Origin of the sequence: Levilactobacillus mulengensis (assembly GCF_003946045.1) — a bacterium.
In the GTDB taxonomy this organism is placed as follows: Bacteria; Bacillota; Bacilli; order Lactobacillales; family Lactobacillaceae; genus Levilactobacillus; species Levilactobacillus mulengensis.
In genome coordinates this window covers 26693-42640 of sequence record NZ_RHNW01000020.1, presented here as the reverse complement: position 1 = coordinate 42640, position 15948 = coordinate 26693, and the positions used below count along the sequence as shown (strand labels likewise).

The following is a 15948-nucleotide window of genomic DNA, read 5'->3' as shown; positions in this document are numbered from 1 at the left end:
GTTAACGTATTCCTTCGGTATCTGATTAGTCACGGGTACAAGAATGTGATTACGTACGGATCGGGTAGCTGGTTCAATTCTGGACGGATTAATCGTTCCCAGTTAGTTGATAAAGCAATCTGGGTAGCAGCCTATAATAATTATGGGCCAGGAGTAAACGACGCCAATGCCTGGCAAAATACCGATAATTGGAATGGGCATGGGGTGGATTGCAGCCGTGATTTTGATGGTAAGCTTTCAGGTAAGGCTACCAAGGTAACTCCTAAGAAAGCCTCATACTGGGCTGATAACGGCCTGTACGAAGTGATTACCAGTGAGGTTAATGTATATGGTAAGCCAGATCTAGACAAGGCTAATAAGCGCCGTATTCACTTCTCCAAGGGCAGTACAATCTACGGTAAGGCCGTCAAGTACGGTAAGGTGTACCGGATTAAGACTGACGTTGGTTACATTTCAGCTAATAAGGACTACGTAAAATTGGTTAGAAAGTCGGGTGGTAAGTAATGACCTTTGATCGTTGGATCGAATTAGTCACCTTGGCTTTAGCTGTAGTTGCAGGTATCTATGCGGCTTTGATGGTTGTCATGAAGCCCTTCACGGATCGGCTGCAAGAAATTGCTCAAAGTATGAAGGATAGTAGCCAGCGGATTGAGCGTCTGTTCGATTCGCAAAATACGCTGCGTCAAGATTTTATCGCTAGCAGAAGCGAGCACAAAGTTATCAACGAACGCTTAGACAATGTTGAAGGCGATGTACGTGAATTAAAAAATAAATAGTGCTAGGATTAAGTTAATCCTTTAAAGTTGACGCAACCAAAAAGCCACTCATCTCTTACGAGGTGGGTGGCTTTTTTGCGTGTATTCTGCTTCATTTAAACGGACAAGTATACGTATAAAAGTTGAACGTGTCGTCTGAGGACGCAGTGATATTCGTTAATCTGGTAGTTCTACAAAATTTTCGTTCTATAGAATTATAGATCTATAGATATTTAAAAATCTCGCATATTTTGTTGAACAGCTCTAACACTATCTATTACTAATTTTTTGCTTTGGTTCGGCATATTCTGAACATAGCTTTCAACGATTTCGTTGAGAACCTCATAGTTTCGCTTATTTTCAATGGTAGCTATTTGCTTTATGGCCATATGAGTGTCTAATTGTGCCTGGACAGACTTTGGAGTATCTTTTGCTGTCAATCTACGTTTTGGTTTAATTAGTACTTGGTCATTTGGCATGCTTCTGTGTTGTTCTTCAAATTTTTGTGGCTCAATTTTCTGAGGTCGTGTGGTTTTATTCTTTCTAGTTTCTCCAAAAGCACCTAATCCCATTTTATCGTTAGCAGTCATTTTTTAACCTCTAATCAATTTTAAACGTTCTAATAATTCATCTACAACCAAATCATAAAGATGGTGAACCCTTCTGTCGTTTATGTCATGGCTAGCATTATTTGTTATACCAGTGCGATCAAATCGTTTTAATCTAGCCATCTGACGCACCTTTTGTTTAAACATATTTGCATTACCGAAGCTTGTAGTTGCATCTTCGATAACGTCTAAATCTAAATCATTTCCGTTTTGTTGTAAGACAGGTAAAACGCCTAACAAATCAATGTCGAGAGAGTAATCGTCTTTGATTTGCAATAAGTGCTTAACGTATGTTTCTGCCCCTCGCAATGAGCGCTCTTGGGTTTGCAAAATAACAATAACGTAATCACTTGCAACCAAAGCGGAATCAGTAAATTTGTTTAATTGTGGGGGAACGTCCAATATTACAAAATCATATTTACTTGAAATTTTTGATAATAGTTTAGAGAAATAATGATCTTGTGTGTAGTCATCAGGAAACGAAGAGCTCAGAAATTTATCATAGTTCTGTAAATCATCATCCGAAGGAAGTAAATCTAAGTTATCATTTACATGAACAATTGCATTTTCTAAACTACCTTTTTTTAAAGCAACTTCAAGCGTTTCACTAAAATCAGGTTTAGTTCCATACACTTGGCTCATTGTTGTAAACAGCAAGTCTGTAGCATTAGCTTGTGGATCAAGATCTACTATTAAGGATTTTTTCCCTCTATTGGATAAGGTGTAAGCAATCATAACAGCATTAGTTGTTTTTCCAACTCCGCCTTTAAAATTACCGGTTGTAATAGTTGTGGTCAACATAGACACATCCTTTTGGGAAAAATTATAGCATAAAAAAATAAAATTCTATAGAACATTTTCTTCAGATCTATAGAACTATAGAAATGAATATCTATAGAACTATAGATCTATAGTTCTATAGACCTAATAAATAGCGAATATTGCCGACATAGCAGCTCTATAGAACTATAGATTTATAGAACTATAGAAATGAACATCTATAGATTTATAGAACTATAGATTTATAGAATTATAAATTACGTGGTTCTATAGAACTATGTAAAAAGTGCCTTTACTTATTCTTGCTATTGAGATATGATTTAGACATCAAATAGAACATAAAAAAACACCCACCAATTGGAGTTGGTGAGCGCCACAGAAGTCATCTAAGTTACTGACTATTATATCATGGCCGGTGCGATTTTTAAAGCCCTAGGGGACAAGCTGGGGTCTAAATCTAAGGGGACACGTTTGCCAGTGCGACTTCAATAAGTCTGGCTATACCACAACAAGGTCATCTGTACGGCTGGGTGGTGAATGGTGAGCGCGACCATTAACGGCGCGGGTGGTAAAACGAAGCTTCAGCTTGGTGCCATTGATTAGTTGGTGATCGAACAAACATAAATACGTATTGCCAACGCCTACTAGGGCGTTTTTTAGTAGGTTAAACCGAAAACGTAGGTTTATAATGAGTGGTGGTAGCAATACCGCAATTGTACAGACAAGCGACGGGCGTTAACGACCGACGAACTAAGGGGAAACTTTTAGTAGTAGAATTGTACTCTGGTTCAGTTATTCCAAATAGCTGTTTCCAGGGAACAATTCTGCGCTCAAAACGTCACTCCCTCTAAACTGAATGGAAAATCGTAACCCGTCAAGTCAAAACCAACATTAGAATCAAGAAAGTTGATGATTTAAAATGCTTGATTTAAGAGATTGTGAGATTGCTTTTACCGGTCGCTTAACAACCATGACTCGGGATCAAGCTTTTAGTTTGGCGAAAGTCTTTGGGGCGAAACCACAAAATTGGGTTACGAAACAGACAGATTATTTAGTGGTTGGGTTAATTGAGACGGTTTTAGGTGAGGAGCCGATCACAAAAAAGTTATTGACGGGAACCCCAACGATTTCAGAACGTGAGTTTTTGGCCTGGTGTCAGGCACGATTGGCGCAATGGTCTAGGAGTTTGGACGGTTAACTTCACAAAGTGGCTTTCCTAAGTTTTCGGGCGATTTTCACCTAGACCAATCCCATACCGTCAATTTTCACAAGGAAAAAATAACGGATCGTTGTTTTATCAGGGCGAATGGTGGTTACTTGGGATAAGGCTGAATATGTAAAGTAAAAATTGGTATATAAAAAAGAGGTCTCCAGTGTTATGCTGGAAGCCTCTTTTTTGTAAATGAATGGATGAAACTTTATTTGTTATCCTAAAAATGATAGTTCACTTTGAGAAAAATGTAAATAATCAAAAAAGCCACCAAAGAAGTTGTGTGCTGAGGGTAACTTTGAGTGGCTTTTCCAAAGACGAGGACGTTCCGAAGGATTGGAACTTTTACATCATAGCATTTATAAATTATTGTAGCAATTAAAAAATAAAATATGGATAGCCAGTCGTAGGCTATCCATATTTTATGCACGTTCAGACTATCTCATAGAAGAACAATTGAATATTAACATATTAAATCTAGTCTGGTCAATTTAAAAACTAGCCTTAGAAAGGCAAAAATTAGTTTGACTTTACTGGAATTATAAGCTATTATACTTAAAGTGATTTCTTTAAAGTTGGTTTTTATTCTTCCTTCTTTGAAGATTGGACGCTCCTTCAAGCAGGGCGTCCTTTTTTTGTTACAAATATTTCATTGATATTGTTTTTTCACTACATATAGGTTATAATTGTTTTTGCATAGATGAATCCTTGATTTCTTCCCTTCCGCTGACTTGTTGAAGGGCTTTTTTATGGACTTTTTTACAAATGTGAATTTTTTGTGAACTTTTTAAAATTTTCTTTTGGCATAATAGACGTCGTATGTTATAATCTTATTAGCAGAAATGGTTGTAATAATTTACATAACTTTTTTGCTAATAAAGAAATTACAGGAGGTTTTCATCTATGCGTTCATCATTCGCAAAGTCTATTTATGTAGGCGCTGCAGTGTTAGGTTTAGCTGGTCTTTCAGCTGTTACTACCACTACTGCAAGTGCTAAGAGCTATGCAACTGCCGGTGCTTACACCGCTCTTGCAGACAAGAGTCAAAATGTTACTGTAACTGGTACTAATGCCATTTACTCAAAGCCAGGTACTGTTAAGGGTGCCAAGGTCGTTGCTTCTAAGAAGACAGTTGCTAAGTTAGCTGCTTCTAAGAAGTCTAGCGACACTTTCTACGCATACGGTACTAAGACTACTAACCGTGGTTCCGTATACTACAAGATCGTTACTATGGACAAGAAGTACCGTGGTTACGTTTACGCAGGTAAGACCGCTGGCACATTTACTGCCGGGATCAAAGCTGCTGAAACTACGACTGCTGCTACTACTCCAGCACGTACTACCGGTTACTACTTGAAGGATGTTTCAAAGAACACTCTTTGGACTGCTCCTAAGAATACCGATATCCATGCCAAGAAGGTTAGCCTTTACGGTGCTTCCAAGACTGATCCATTCACGGTTGACAAGGCTGCAACTAAGACTAAGGAAGGTTCTTTGTACTATCACGTAACTGATAGCAAGGATTCTTCAATCTCTGGCTGGATCTATGCTGGTAAGGGCTTCGATGCTTCTATCACCGATAACACTAAGCAAGACTTAGGTGGTTTGTCATTAACTGTTGCTGCTAACGCTGCAACCAGTGATAACAGTGTCAATGTTGTTTACCGTGATGCTTCTACTAAGGCTAATGTTGGTACTGCAACTTGGGTTGATGGCGCAACTACTTCAACCACAAAGGCTGGGGATCCAGTTGGTACTAAGGCTGTGAACACAGCTAACCAATCACTTGTTGATTACATCAAGGCTGCAAAGCCAGCTAACTATGCCGTATCTTCTCGCTATACTGTTTCAGCACAGTATGGTACTACTGTATATGTTGATGTGACTGCTACTGCAACTTCAAAGGTTGCTTTGAAGGTTGATAAAGTTGATACAACTACTGCTACTGTAGTTAATGGTCTTGCTAAGAATGCTACTTTGTCCACTAAGGATGTTACGGTATCTGGTTTTGATGCCACAACTCTCGATGGTGACAAGACTGCAAACGTTGATTTGACTAAGGTTGAAAATTCCTTGAAAAAAGCTACTTTAACAGGAACCAAGACTTACTATACTATCGATGGTACTGCATACCATTACGAATTCAAGTTAACTGTTCCTACTGACCTTGCAAAAGACAACCCACGTGCTGTATACGGTGATACTTTGAACGCATACTACACTGCTACGTTGAAGCTAGGTTCTGCTAACACAACTACCTCAAGTGATGGCTGGATTGCTTAATTAAACTTAAGCAGCTAATTAAAAGGTAAACCCATCTGGGTTTACCTTTTTTTTACTTAGAAGTTTAACAGTGTTTCAGTCTTCTAATTCCAGATCCATTAGGGACTCTTCCAAGCTATCGATGATTTCATTGCGTTCCATATAATCAACCCAGCCATCATAAGATTTTCGCTGACGGGGCTTCATGGCTGAACTCAATTTGGCTTGGATATTGCTAATGAATTTGATGACAGCACTACTGGTCTCATTTTTAATGCGCAGGCTACTCCACTTTTTATTGGTGGGGCGGTCTGCGTTTTGTTCGTTTAGGAACGCAGCATATTTATCCCGAAGATTGTCGACAATCTGACTGTTCGCTTCCAAGTATTCTTCTAATTCAAACGTTGTCATAATAGCAACCTCCATATTCAAGTTGTGAATCAACTGATTACACAGGACTCGGACCCATGACCAACCACCCGGTTAATCAAACATATGTTCTTTTTGAATGCTAAGAGAAGTCCCCGTGTAGGGGACTTACAAAACTACAACTCCTTTTATCTTGAAGCTTTTGTCATAGCTAACATCTATCGGATCATATTTGTCGTTTAAACTAACTAGTTGGCAACTGTATTCAGTTTGATGGTATTTCTTTACATAAGCCTTACCATCTACGTAAGCAATAACTATCTGTCCGTTAAATGCTTCTTCTGCATATTTAACAAAAATTATTTGCTGATCAGTAAATAACGGTTCCATTGAATCACCGTTAACTTGTAAAGCATAATCATAATCAGGAATTATACCTGTGTAATCAACTTCGGTTGTATCATCTTGCAGTTCCTCACCAGTACCAGCAGATACAGCTCCTAGAAGCCTAATTTGAGTCCTAGGTATATGAACAACATTGTTTTTTTGCTCTTTTAGCTGCTTATCAGCATAATTATAAACGTTTTGTTGCCTATCTGCTGTTAGTTCAGACACTATGTTACTTATCTTTTCAGGTAAAATACCGTTAGAAAGTCCCATTAATTCAGCAAGGGAAACATGCAAAGCGTTTGCAACACGTGCAACTACTTCGATTGGCAGTTTTTCTATATCACCGTTTTCATATCTGAATATCGTAGACCTAGAAACATCAATAGCTTCTGCAAGCACGTCGGCACTTATGCCTTTTTGTTTGCGAATGTTTTTCATTCTTTCGCCAACATTCATTTACAATCCCCTCCTTAATATGATGGTTTTAGTATACCATGTTGTTGCAAAAACGCAACAACAAAAAGTCGCGTTTTTGCGATTTCCCTATTGCTTTTTGCAAAGATAAGCATTATAATTTATTCATTGAGTCGCAACAATGCGACTAGAAAGGAGAGACTACCTATATGTTAGATATTAAAATTGATCGTCTAAAAGGATTGATGGTTGAACGGCATGTAACTCACGAATCATTGTCAATGGCTTTAGGAATTAACCGGAGCACTTTATCTAGAAAATTAAAAGATGGTGGAAACAAGTTCACAATTAACGAAATCAAAAAAATGCAAAGTTTTATTCCTCTTACAAATGAAGAGGTAGTTGACATTTTTTTAACAGAAAAAGTCGCATTAACGCGACCTAAGCAATCAGCATAGAAAGGAATGATCCATATGAACGAATTAGTAATTATGAAAGACAAGCAAGCAGTTACTAGCAGCTTGCAGGTAGCAGATAAGTTTGGCAAGAATCACCGTGATGTGTTGCGAACAATTGACGACCTGAAAGATGTGCGCAAATTTGCGCAGATGTTCTTGGAAACAAATTTACCCGATTCTTATGGTCGAAACCGACGCGGATATTACTTGAACCGTGATGGTTTCACCTTACTAGCAATGGGGTTCACTGGTAACAAAGCGCTTCAATTCAAGCTCCAGTACATTGACGCGTTCAACGAGATGGAACAGCAAGTTAAATTCCAAGTTCCAGCTACGCTGCCAGAAGCATTACGTTTGGCTGCTGATCAAGCGGAAAAAATTTCAGTGCTGCAGCCTAAAGCAGACTACACCGACAAGATGTTAGCTAATCCAGGGTTGGAAACAACATCGGTAATTGCTAAGAACTACGGCTACTCAACGCGTGAGTTTAACAAGCTGCTGCACGGATTAGGCATTCAATACAAGCAAGGTAAAACGTGGTTGCTGTATGCCAAGTATCAGAATCTAGGATACACGCACGTTGAACCATTTCCGTATAAGGACAGTAAAGGACTGGAACAAGTTCGTAACACAATGAAGTGGACGCAAATAGGGCAGCGTTTCCTGTATGACTTTCTCGAATCAAAGGGAATCATGCCTAAAGTTGAGCAGACAGCATAAGGAGGAAACAACATGAAGTTGAGAAAAGCAATAATAATGGCACAAAAAACAGGTCGTGGAATTGCAAGACGTTCACAGTTTCCGCGACCGATATGGTTAATTCCAACAAATACTACAGAAAGAATAATTATTGTGGCAGATAACAAATTCACCCCAAGGTGGGAACCGAGTTACGAAGACTTAATTGCTAAAGACTGGGTAGTACATGGCTAAAAAGTGATCAATGTTTTTATTTTAGTTGCGTAATTTAATATCGAATCAACTTTATCTTGAAATTTATGTTCCATTAGGACTATGGCATTAGTTGATAAATTAACAATTGCGGCTTCATCGTTTCCATAAATAACATCTAACAGCTTATTTCTAGACAGTTCGTTAATAGTTTCATGAACATCATCCTGTTCCCACTCGGACATAAGAGTGTCATGAATTCTTATTTCTGAGCCAAAAAATTTAGCTTCACGTTTAGTATGACCACTTTTTCTATCACTAATATATTGCTTGTACATTACTGATAAGAGAAATTTTGCATCGTTAGTCAGTTCATCTAATTGCATCAGTATCACCTCGGTTAATTGGAATAACTCAAGTATACAACGCTTTAGATCTTGGTAAATCAATAGGGTTAAGAACGTATCAATGGAAAGGAATGGCTATATATGTACGAAGTTTACCTGCTAGTTGGCTTTCTAACCTTCTGGCTAACAGTAATTGTATTGATCGCCTCAGCCGGTTATCAGCTTCGGAAGTCAGTGGTGCGTGCCGGCGGATGGACACCATTTTGGAAAGACTTCTTTGGAATGGAGGAAAGCAAATGAAATTATGGCACAAAAAAAGAGCCCTAAGGGACAGCCCAGGACTCGAAGATAAATTACATTTATCCTATTTCTATAACGTCAATTCTACTCCAGACGGGCGGTGGTTGCAATGGCGATGAACGTGCCAGATCATGCAACATTCGATTTTGTCCGGTACATGAATCGGTTGGAACCGCAGCCTGAGACGGGATTCATGGTCAAAGATACCAATGGTGACCCCATGATTTCTGGTGAAACTTATTGGGAAGCAGAAGGCCGATATGTGCCAACCGATGAAGATTCAATGCACGACTTTTTAGATGCTGAGGGTGAGGATTATGGAACCCAGATTGATTGGGACTATGACCATCTGGCAACCATCTTGGAAGATTTTAAAAGTGCGGAGGTGATCTCATGGACGTAGTCAAGGTACACACAAGCAGCCGTTTTCAACCTAAAGCAGTGGTTGTTAGCAACTTAGCTGAATTAGCTGACATTAAATCTGATCTATTCAAAGAAGTTCAATTGTTGGCCGAGAATGATCGGCTTAGCAATGATGAGATTGATCGGCTATACAGCATCAGCAACGAGCTTGTTGCCTGGTCACCCAATTTGGAGGAGGAATAAGCATGAATCTATACGAACTTGATGGCAATCTATTGAATGTCGTTGAATTAGCCAGCAGTGCCAAACCAGAAGATCAGCAGTTGTTCGATGACACAATTGAGAGCTTGCAAGATAGCATCGCTGACAAAGCAATTGACTACGGCAAAGTTATTAAGCAGCTGGTAGCTGACAAAAAGCAACTGACAGACAAAATTAAACACGACAAAGAACGAAATCGTGCGCTGTCCAACAATATTAGTCGGTTGAAATTGGCACTACAGCACGCGATGGAAACAGCAGGCAAGGACAAAATCAAAGATATTGACTTGTCTATTTGGGTTCAAAATAACCCCGTTAGCGTTGATGTGACGAACGACAAACTTATTCCCGATGAATTTACTGAGGTAGAAAAGAAAATGAATAAAACGGCTATTAAACAGGCGCTCAATGATGGTGAAGAGGTTCCTGGTGCCAAGCTGGTACAGACACGGTCAATTCGAATTAAGTAGGAGGAAGTTATGGAAAAAAGCGAATCAATTAAAAACTTGGCTACTAGTATGGCACAATTCCGTAAGAATTTACTCAAAGCACAACCGAGTAAAGATGGAAAAAGTCATTATGGGAACTATGTAACTTTGGAAGACTTAACCGCTGCAGTAGATAGGGCGCTGCCAGATACGTTAGGTTATACGCAGGAAGCGACCAGCGATCCTAATGGTGTATCTATTACGACTATGCTGTTTGATGCTAGTGGCGAGTACATTATTTACAATCCACTTAGCATGCCAGTACAGCGTAAAGACGCGCAGGCATTCGGTTCTGCTGAAACTTATGCACGACGATATAGCTTATCAGCAGCGTTCGGCGTATCCGCGTCTAAAGATGACGATGGACAGCAAGCAACTAAAGCAGCTCCTAGCAACCGTACGGCACAACAACCAGCTCATAGAAATAACGGGACACAACAAAACAATCGTCAACCCCTGCCTGTAACTAAACAGCAGACCACAACACTTAATGGATTGTTTGAGGCAATGAGTAAGGCAGCAAGCGCCCCAATTGAAGCTGTTAGAAACGGTTATCTGGAAAAATTAAACGTTAGCCAGGTCAACGATTTGACGCATGATGGTGCTAACCAGCTGATCAGCCTAGTGACTGCTCAATTGAAAAAAACAAAGTGAGAAGAGGAATTCTAATGATTAATCGAGTAGTTTTGACCGGACGACTAACAAAAGATATTGAGTTGCGATAGTGGGGGTGAATGCCTTGAAACAAAAAGAATTACAGGGAATTAGATTCGGACGACTTGTTGCAACTGAGTGGATTCCAGGAAATAAAAATAAGCAAACCAAAGGAAAATGGCACTGTATTTGCGACTGCGGAAATAACTGCTATGTCAGCACGACGGATTTAACTTCTGGTAAAACTAGATCTTGTGGTTGCCTACGTAAAGAGACAACGTCAATTCGTTTTAAAAAATATGCATACAAAGATAAACGTCTCTATGCCATTTGGCTGGGAATGAAATCAAGATGCCAAGACTTACACAATAGTTCGTTTGGTAATTATGGTGGCAGAGGAATTTCTGTTTGTGATGAGTGGAAGGACGATTTTATCGAATTTCAGACTTGGTCTGTAAAAAATGGATATTCGGATAAATTGACAATAGACAGAGTTGATGTTGACAAGGGATACTCCCCTGAAAATTGTCGATGGGCAACGATTCTAGAACAAAGCAGAAATAAAACGAACAGTAAATGGGTTGTAATTGGCCAGGCAACACGAACCTTTTCGGAATGGTGCGAGATATTTCAAATTAAATATGACGTTGCTTACGGAAGAGTTAGATGGGGATGGACTCCATTGAAGGCATTAACAACTCCAGAGGGGGAAAGAAAACATGATTAATAACGTAACACTGACAGGTAGGCTTGGAAAAGATGTGGAATTAAAATACACCGAAAGTGGTTTAGCTGTTGCTTCGGGAACTTTGGCAGTTAGTAGACGGTTCCAAACAAAAAATGGCGAACGTGAGGTTGATTGGATTAATTTCGTCATTTGGCATAAGCCGGCAGAAAACTTTGCTAACTTCTTCCACAAGGGTTCCCTTGTCGGCATTGAAGGCCGTATTCAAACACGTAACTATGAAAATCAGCAAGGCCAACGTGTTTACGTCACAGAAGTTATTGTTGAAAACTTCTCGTTCTTGGAATCAAAAAACTCTACTGGTAACGGTAGTTATCAAAACAACCGGCCGAAAAATAATACAAGTGATCCGTTTGCTAACAACGATGGCAATGTTGACATTACCGATGATTCGTTACCATTCTGATTTGAGGTGATTAAATGCAGCGGTCACGATCAAAATACTTTGAACGTAATGGCAAGTCATACTTGTTAGTTGAGCTTGACCAAAAGCCAAATTTAGACCATATCGAGACCGTTAGCGGTTCACGTGACCAACTTTACCTGGATTGGGAACTAGCCGATACACGGAAAGCTAGGCCGCAACAACGGCGACTATTCTTTGCTTTGCTGAATGATATTGCCGATTACTTCGTGGTGCCACAAGACTTCCTGAAGGCAATGTTTTATGGCCAATATCGTGAGTATACCAACGGTAATGAGATTAGCCTGTCAGACACCACAGAATCGTCTGTGAGCGATGCTAACGTGCTGCTCGACCTAGTTATCGACTTCATGTTTACGTGGCGTGTACCGTTCAAACAAGGCTATGAATTGCTACCGAGAGAGCAAGAGTATTACCAATATCAGTGTTGCCGGCATCGCCGGTGCATGGTGTGTGGCCGTGAACATTCGGATATTAACCATGTTGATACGGTTGGATCTGGCCGCAATCGGAATCATCTTGACCATACGCAACTACGAGTTAACTGTTTGTGTCGTGAGCACCATACAGAATGGCACAAAATCGGGCCGACAGCGTTTGGCGAGAAGTATCACATTCCAGTTACTGGGATCAGATTGGACGAAGAAACGTTAAGAAAAATTGGAGTTAGAGGAAATTATGGAAGTGACAATAACGCGAGTCAAAAAGTATAACGCAGCTTGGAATAACGTTGTCTCCGTAGACGGTGTACCGGTGGCCATCGCTAAATCAGCACATCGAGCTGGTCAGATTGCAGCATATATTCAAGGCTTGCCAGCTGAGGTTAATGACTTGTGGTTAAAACGTGAGCTTAACAAGCTACAAAAGTGATTTGGAGGAATTGTTATGGGAAAACCAGAAAAGCCCAATTATTACGCTATCATTCCTGCAAGCGTTAGATATGATAATAACCTTCCGAGCAAAGCTTCTTTGCTTTATGGAGAGATTACGGCTTTGTGCAATCAAAAGGGTTACTGCTGGGCAAGTGATAGCTACTTCGCCAATTTGTATGGAGTAGGGAAGTCAACTGTTCAAACTTGGCTCAAAGCTTTAGAAGACGATGGACATATTTCACGAGACGTTATTTATAAAGAGGGTACACGTGAAATTGAGCATAGGTATATCAGAATTTCGGTGGAGGGTATACCGAAAAATCAGGGTACCCCTATACCGAAAAATCAGAGAGATAATATTACAAGTATTAATACTACAGTTAATACTACAAGTAATAAAAAGAATAGTGCAGCTGTCGCTGCACCTTCCTCAATTGAGTCTGGCTTTGAAGAAATCTGGTCAGCTTATCCCAACAAAAAGGGGAAGAAGCAAGCGTTTAACCATTACAAAACTTGGCGTAAAAAGTCAGCAAAGCATTCCAACGATTATCTTTTCAGTCAGTTAAAAATGTACAAGCAATATATTGCTCAAAATAAAGATTGGTATCGCCCTATGGATGGATCTACATGGTTCAATGGCCGATTTGATGATGAGTATCAAGTATCGACTGAACCAAAACATGAGGGCCGCGAGTATTGGACGGGAGGTTAACATGGAGCACGTTACTTTTGACCGGAGATATATTCAGCGGATAGCCAATGCCCACCATGTTGATCTGAACCACTTGCCGACTAAAGAAGAATTAGATCGTAAGACGGCCGAACAAGCAGCTCAACAATTGAAACGGGACAAAATGGCCCGGTACTATAGCTACTCGGTTTGGTCCGGCAACATACCGCTCAAATTCTCGTTTGGCAACTGGAATATTGCTAAACAGGACAATCCACACTTAGCTAAATCATTAGGCAAGAAGGCATTCGTGTTGGCTAAGCAATTAGAAAACCAAAACTTTAACGTGGCTATGATGGGTGATCGTGGCGTTGGTAAAACGTCTTTAGCACTAGCTATGTTGGACCACCTGATGATCCATGGACGTAGTGGCATGTTTGTATCAACTGCTGAACTGCTAAGAATGGTCAATGACAAATATGACGACACTTCACTCCGTTCCAAACTACTCAACATAACGCGTTCAATGATTGAGGTTGATGTATTGGTACTAGATGATTTCGGCACGGAAGGCGGTATGACTGGCAACATTAAACCGGTTCATAAGGATCTGCAAGACATCATGTATCGGGTGTCTAACGCTAGAGTTGATTTTAACCACAACACCGCTAAAGGTATCACCATCATTACAACCAACAACACCAAAGGGCAGCTAAAACAGATGTATGAAGGCAAGTTCATTGATCGCGTATATCCAGACAACCCGGAACAGCAAATTATTTTTGACGGCATGAAAGGGGTGCGTCACATATGAGTGAATGTCCATTGTGTCATGGCACTGGCGTTTTTCACCACTGCACGGCAAGCACCGTCACAGCTAGCCCATGTCCCAATTGCAATGAAGTTTTGAAAGAACGTCGTAAACGTGAATTTGAAGAACTAAGGAACGAAGCAAAACGACTATTGAGAAAGGGATAGAGATTATGTCATCAAACAAGAAAATGGCGGCCGCAATCAGGGCGGCTTATGCCAATTATGGCGACGATCCAGATAATTGGCCGGAAGATGTCAAAAAAGAGATCCGCGGTCAAACTGAGGAACAGCACACAGCAGAAAACAAGATTCTACGTCACCTGATTCTCCACGGATACACTAACGTATATATTGCACAAGAGCGATCCAAGACACCGCAATATATACAGCAATTACGTGGAAGAATGAAAAGACGTGACGAATTGGATTATCAAGCCACGCCAGATGAATTAACTCAGCTAAAATACAACGTTAAACATATGAATCGTCCTAACAACCAAGGAGTCGCTAGTGTTATGGGTCGCGACAAGGATTGGGTGCACTGTATGCGAGAAAAGCTACGGGAGGCAGAACATGACACACGAACAGATTGAGTATCGCAAATACGTGATGCAAGGCATGGCAAGTTATGGTGGCGATGTGGCACAGGCGTTAGTGTGGTGTGGCAATCACTTTACCAAGCTGAACGACAGCCAACGCAACGCGATTAACAAGCTGTCGGCGAAAGAACGCAACCAGGTTATCCATGAGCTAACGATGTTTATGTAGGAGGACATATGGATAAAACACGCGACGAAATGAACGGTAACCAACGTATGCTGCTTAGCTATCTGGAATCATTGGTGCCAGAAGACGATGTATTGATGGGGCTAGCCGAGTTTCAATCCAGATTAAGCGATCACAACGTGCCTAAGGAAGTTTACATTGCTTTGGGTAGGCTGAGCAATGCGGAGATTACTAACGTGCTACACGAGCTTACACGGCCATTTTAGGAGGCATGATCATGGATTTAGTGATTGATAATAGCCTAGTTTTAGAGGTAACGTGTTCTGATGACTTAGACGAATACCTTATGAGTGAGGACATTTGCTGCCAAAAAATATCTGAGAGCAAGCTGAATAGCAGTTTCAACTTGTCGGAAGATGAATCATTGAAACTGTATCACTATATTCGAAAATGTTTGCTGATGGGTTGTGGGGTAGTAATGACAGTATCAGCCAAGAAGGATGGGCATCTGTTGACAAATGGAACGGGGGTATGATTGGTGAAACGATCAACGATTAGAACGGTAGAGGATATTCTACGTGATTATCCTAAGATTGATAAGTTAATTAAGGCTAGAGAAGATGAATTGCGCCACCCAATAAAACAGGAAGATGATAATGTTGGTGGTGGCAGATCATCTATGATAGGCGATAGTGTAACTACAGTATTAATAAAGCTAGAAGAAGATGGGCCACTAAATATGTTGAAACGGAAAAAGAGTGCAGTTCAGGAGTGTTATGCCAATTCTGACGAGGATACTCAGGTAATAATCAAAGAATTGTATTTTAAAAAATGGCCACGGCTTAGTGTAGAGGGAATAGTTGCTAATGGGCTAGTTAATTGCAGCCGAAGCAGCGCTTTTCTTTTGAAAAAGGAATTCATTGAAAAGTGTGCCAAAATGCTAGGCATATACTGAATTGGAAAAAAATACAAGATTATCATGATACTATTCTGATATTAATTCGATACTATTGTGATATTATTTTGATACTTTTAGCCCCTAATTTGGGTGTAAATTAGTATCATAGATGAAAACCGTTAAGGCACGTGCATAGCTCAACGGCAGAGCAAAGAAGATACGGGTTCGACTCCCGTTGTACGTATTGGCA

The 15948-nt window shown here is 40.2% G+C and carries 26 protein-coding genes and 1 tRNA gene; 22 read left to right on the top strand and 5 right to left on the bottom strand.

What is annotated here, in order from left to right; genetic code table 11:
• A partial coding sequence (locus EKM84_RS13120; RefSeq protein WP_225418209.1) for a DUF5776 domain-containing protein occupies positions 1–504 on the top strand: 504 nt, incomplete at its 5' end.
• The gene (locus EKM84_RS13115) at positions 504–776 is read left to right on the top strand and encodes a hypothetical protein (RefSeq protein WP_125766152.1); all 273 of its coding nucleotides are present in this window, start codon (positions 504–506) and stop codon (positions 774–776) included. The genes EKM84_RS13120 and EKM84_RS13115, both read left to right, overlap by 1 nt.
• A gap of 212 nt (positions 777–988) precedes the next feature.
• On the opposite strand, the gene EKM84_RS13110 is transcribed toward EKM84_RS13115, so the two are convergent.
• Positions 989–1345 carry a hypothetical protein gene (locus tag EKM84_RS13110; protein ID WP_024526904.1) on the bottom strand — a complete coding sequence of 119 codons (357 nt, stop codon included), beginning with the start codon at positions 1343–1345 and terminating at the stop codon, positions 989–991.
• Between the two features lie 3 nt (positions 1346–1348).
• The gene (locus EKM84_RS13105) at positions 1349–2161 is read right to left on the bottom strand and encodes a ParA family protein (protein WP_024855822.1); all 813 of its coding nucleotides are present in this window, start codon (positions 2159–2161) and stop codon (positions 1349–1351) included.
• A 901-nt stretch (positions 2162–3062) separates the two neighbouring features.
• Between EKM84_RS13105 and EKM84_RS13095 the strand changes: the two genes are divergently transcribed.
• Both EKM84_RS13095 and EKM84_RS13090 read left to right on the top strand, forming a co-directional pair.
• Complete coding sequence (locus EKM84_RS13095; RefSeq protein ID WP_125766150.1) at positions 3063–3341, top strand: BRCT domain-containing protein; 279 nt, start codon at positions 3063–3065, stop codon at positions 3339–3341.
• Between the two features lie 915 nt (positions 3342–4256).
• Positions 4257–5636 carry an S-layer protein gene (locus tag EKM84_RS13090; protein WP_125766149.1) on the top strand — a complete coding sequence of 460 codons (1380 nt, stop codon included), beginning with the start codon at positions 4257–4259 and terminating at the stop codon, positions 5634–5636.
• Positions 5637–5711: 75 nt separating this feature from the next.
• Here the strand turns inward: EKM84_RS13090 and EKM84_RS13085 are convergent, their stop codons facing one another.
• Together EKM84_RS13085 and EKM84_RS13080 are read right to left on the bottom strand one after the other, a co-directional pair.
• Entirely contained in the window at positions 5712–6026 is a 315-nt protein-coding gene (locus tag EKM84_RS13085) for a hypothetical protein (protein WP_125766148.1), read from the bottom strand.
• A gap of 126 nt (positions 6027–6152) precedes the next feature.
• Complete coding sequence (locus EKM84_RS13080) at positions 6153–6830, bottom strand: helix-turn-helix domain-containing protein (RefSeq protein WP_125766147.1); 678 nt, start codon at positions 6828–6830, stop codon at positions 6153–6155.
• Positions 6831–6997: 167 nt separating this feature from the next.
• Between EKM84_RS13080 and EKM84_RS13075 the strand changes: the two genes are divergently transcribed.
• From EKM84_RS13075 to EKM84_RS13065, 3 genes are read left to right on the top strand one after another with little or no spacing between them, the layout of a single operon-like run.
• Positions 6998–7246, top strand: a complete 249-nt coding sequence (locus tag EKM84_RS13075; protein WP_125766146.1) for a helix-turn-helix domain-containing protein — start codon at positions 6998–7000, stop codon at positions 7244–7246.
• 15 nt (positions 7247–7261) lie between these two features.
• Positions 7262–7966 (top strand): Rha family transcriptional regulator, encoded by a 705-nt coding sequence (locus EKM84_RS13070; protein ID WP_125766145.1) that lies wholly within the window; start codon positions 7262–7264, stop codon positions 7964–7966.
• A gap of 12 nt (positions 7967–7978) precedes the next feature.
• Positions 7979–8179: a Thoeris anti-defense Tad2 family protein gene (locus EKM84_RS13065; protein WP_125766144.1), complete on the top strand. Its 201-nt coding sequence runs from the start codon at positions 7979–7981 to the stop codon at positions 8177–8179.
• Here EKM84_RS13065 and EKM84_RS13060 read toward each other — a convergent pair.
• Positions 8176–8523, bottom strand: a complete 348-nt coding sequence (locus tag EKM84_RS13060) for a hypothetical protein (RefSeq protein WP_125766143.1) — start codon at positions 8521–8523, stop codon at positions 8176–8178. The genes EKM84_RS13065 and EKM84_RS13060 overlap by 4 nt on opposite strands.
• Before the next feature lie 370 nt (positions 8524–8893).
• Here EKM84_RS13060 and EKM84_RS13055 point away from each other — a divergent pair, with 370 nt between their 5' ends.
• The 15 genes from EKM84_RS13055 to EKM84_RS14255 all read left to right on the top strand — a co-directional run bounded on the left by EKM84_RS13055 (position 8894) and on the right by EKM84_RS14255 (position 15942).
• Complete coding sequence (locus tag EKM84_RS13055) at positions 8894–9187, top strand: hypothetical protein (RefSeq protein ID WP_125766142.1); 294 nt, start codon at positions 8894–8896, stop codon at positions 9185–9187.
• Positions 9178–9390 carry a hypothetical protein gene (locus EKM84_RS13050; protein WP_125766141.1) on the top strand — a complete coding sequence of 71 codons (213 nt, stop codon included), beginning with the start codon at positions 9178–9180 and terminating at the stop codon, positions 9388–9390. The genes EKM84_RS13055 and EKM84_RS13050 overlap by 10 nt, the downstream gene beginning before the upstream one ends.
• A 2-nt stretch (positions 9391–9392) precedes the next feature.
• On the top strand, positions 9393–9878 hold the full coding sequence (locus EKM84_RS13045; RefSeq protein WP_125766140.1) for a siphovirus Gp157 family protein: 486 nt from the start codon (positions 9393–9395) through the stop codon (positions 9876–9878).
• Positions 9879–9887: 9 nt separating this feature from the next.
• The gene (locus EKM84_RS13040; protein ID WP_125766139.1) at positions 9888–10550 is read left to right on the top strand and encodes an ERF family protein; all 663 of its coding nucleotides are present in this window, start codon (positions 9888–9890) and stop codon (positions 10548–10550) included.
• A gap of 85 nt (positions 10551–10635) precedes the next feature.
• The gene (locus EKM84_RS13035) at positions 10636–11277 is read left to right on the top strand and encodes a hypothetical protein (RefSeq protein WP_125766138.1); all 642 of its coding nucleotides are present in this window, start codon (positions 10636–10638) and stop codon (positions 11275–11277) included.
• On the top strand, positions 11270–11701 hold the full coding sequence (gene ssb / locus EKM84_RS13030) for a single-stranded DNA-binding protein (RefSeq protein WP_125766137.1): 432 nt from the start codon (positions 11270–11272) through the stop codon (positions 11699–11701). The genes EKM84_RS13035 and ssb overlap by 8 nt, the downstream gene beginning before the upstream one ends.
• A 14-nt stretch (positions 11702–11715) precedes the next feature.
• Positions 11716–12432 (top strand): putative HNHc nuclease, encoded by a 717-nt coding sequence (locus EKM84_RS13025; protein ID WP_125766136.1) that lies wholly within the window; start codon positions 11716–11718, stop codon positions 12430–12432.
• Positions 12433–12604: 172 nt separating this feature from the next.
• A complete protein-coding gene (locus tag EKM84_RS13015; RefSeq protein ID WP_125766134.1) occupies positions 12605–13303 on the top strand; it encodes a helix-turn-helix domain-containing protein in 699 nt (232 codons plus the stop codon).
• A 1-nt stretch (position 13304) separates the two neighbouring features.
• A complete protein-coding gene (locus EKM84_RS13010) occupies positions 13305–14075 on the top strand; it encodes an ATP-binding protein (RefSeq protein ID WP_125766133.1) in 771 nt (256 codons plus the stop codon).
• A 169-nt stretch (positions 14076–14244) separates the two neighbouring features.
• Positions 14245–14667 carry a hypothetical protein gene (locus EKM84_RS13005; RefSeq protein ID WP_125766132.1) on the top strand — a complete coding sequence of 141 codons (423 nt, stop codon included), beginning with the start codon at positions 14245–14247 and terminating at the stop codon, positions 14665–14667.
• Positions 14648–14842 (top strand): hypothetical protein, encoded by a 195-nt coding sequence (locus tag EKM84_RS13000; RefSeq protein ID WP_125766131.1) that lies wholly within the window; start codon positions 14648–14650, stop codon positions 14840–14842. Before EKM84_RS13005 ends, EKM84_RS13000 begins: the two co-directional genes overlap by 20 nt.
• Before the next feature lie 8 nt (positions 14843–14850).
• Positions 14851–15066 carry a hypothetical protein gene (locus EKM84_RS14260; RefSeq protein WP_164511407.1) on the top strand — a complete coding sequence of 72 codons (216 nt, stop codon included), beginning with the start codon at positions 14851–14853 and terminating at the stop codon, positions 15064–15066.
• Positions 15067–15077: 11 nt separating this feature from the next.
• The gene (locus tag EKM84_RS12995; protein WP_125766130.1) at positions 15078–15335 is read left to right on the top strand and encodes a hypothetical protein; all 258 of its coding nucleotides are present in this window, start codon (positions 15078–15080) and stop codon (positions 15333–15335) included.
• A 3-nt stretch (positions 15336–15338) separates the two neighbouring features.
• Positions 15339–15755, top strand: coding sequence for a transcriptional regulator (locus tag EKM84_RS12990; RefSeq protein ID WP_125766129.1), 417 nt, complete (start codon positions 15339–15341; stop codon positions 15753–15755).
• Between the two features lie 129 nt (positions 15756–15884).
• Positions 15885–15942 (top strand) — tRNA-OTHER (locus EKM84_RS14255).
• Positions 15943–15948: the final 6 nt, after the last annotated feature.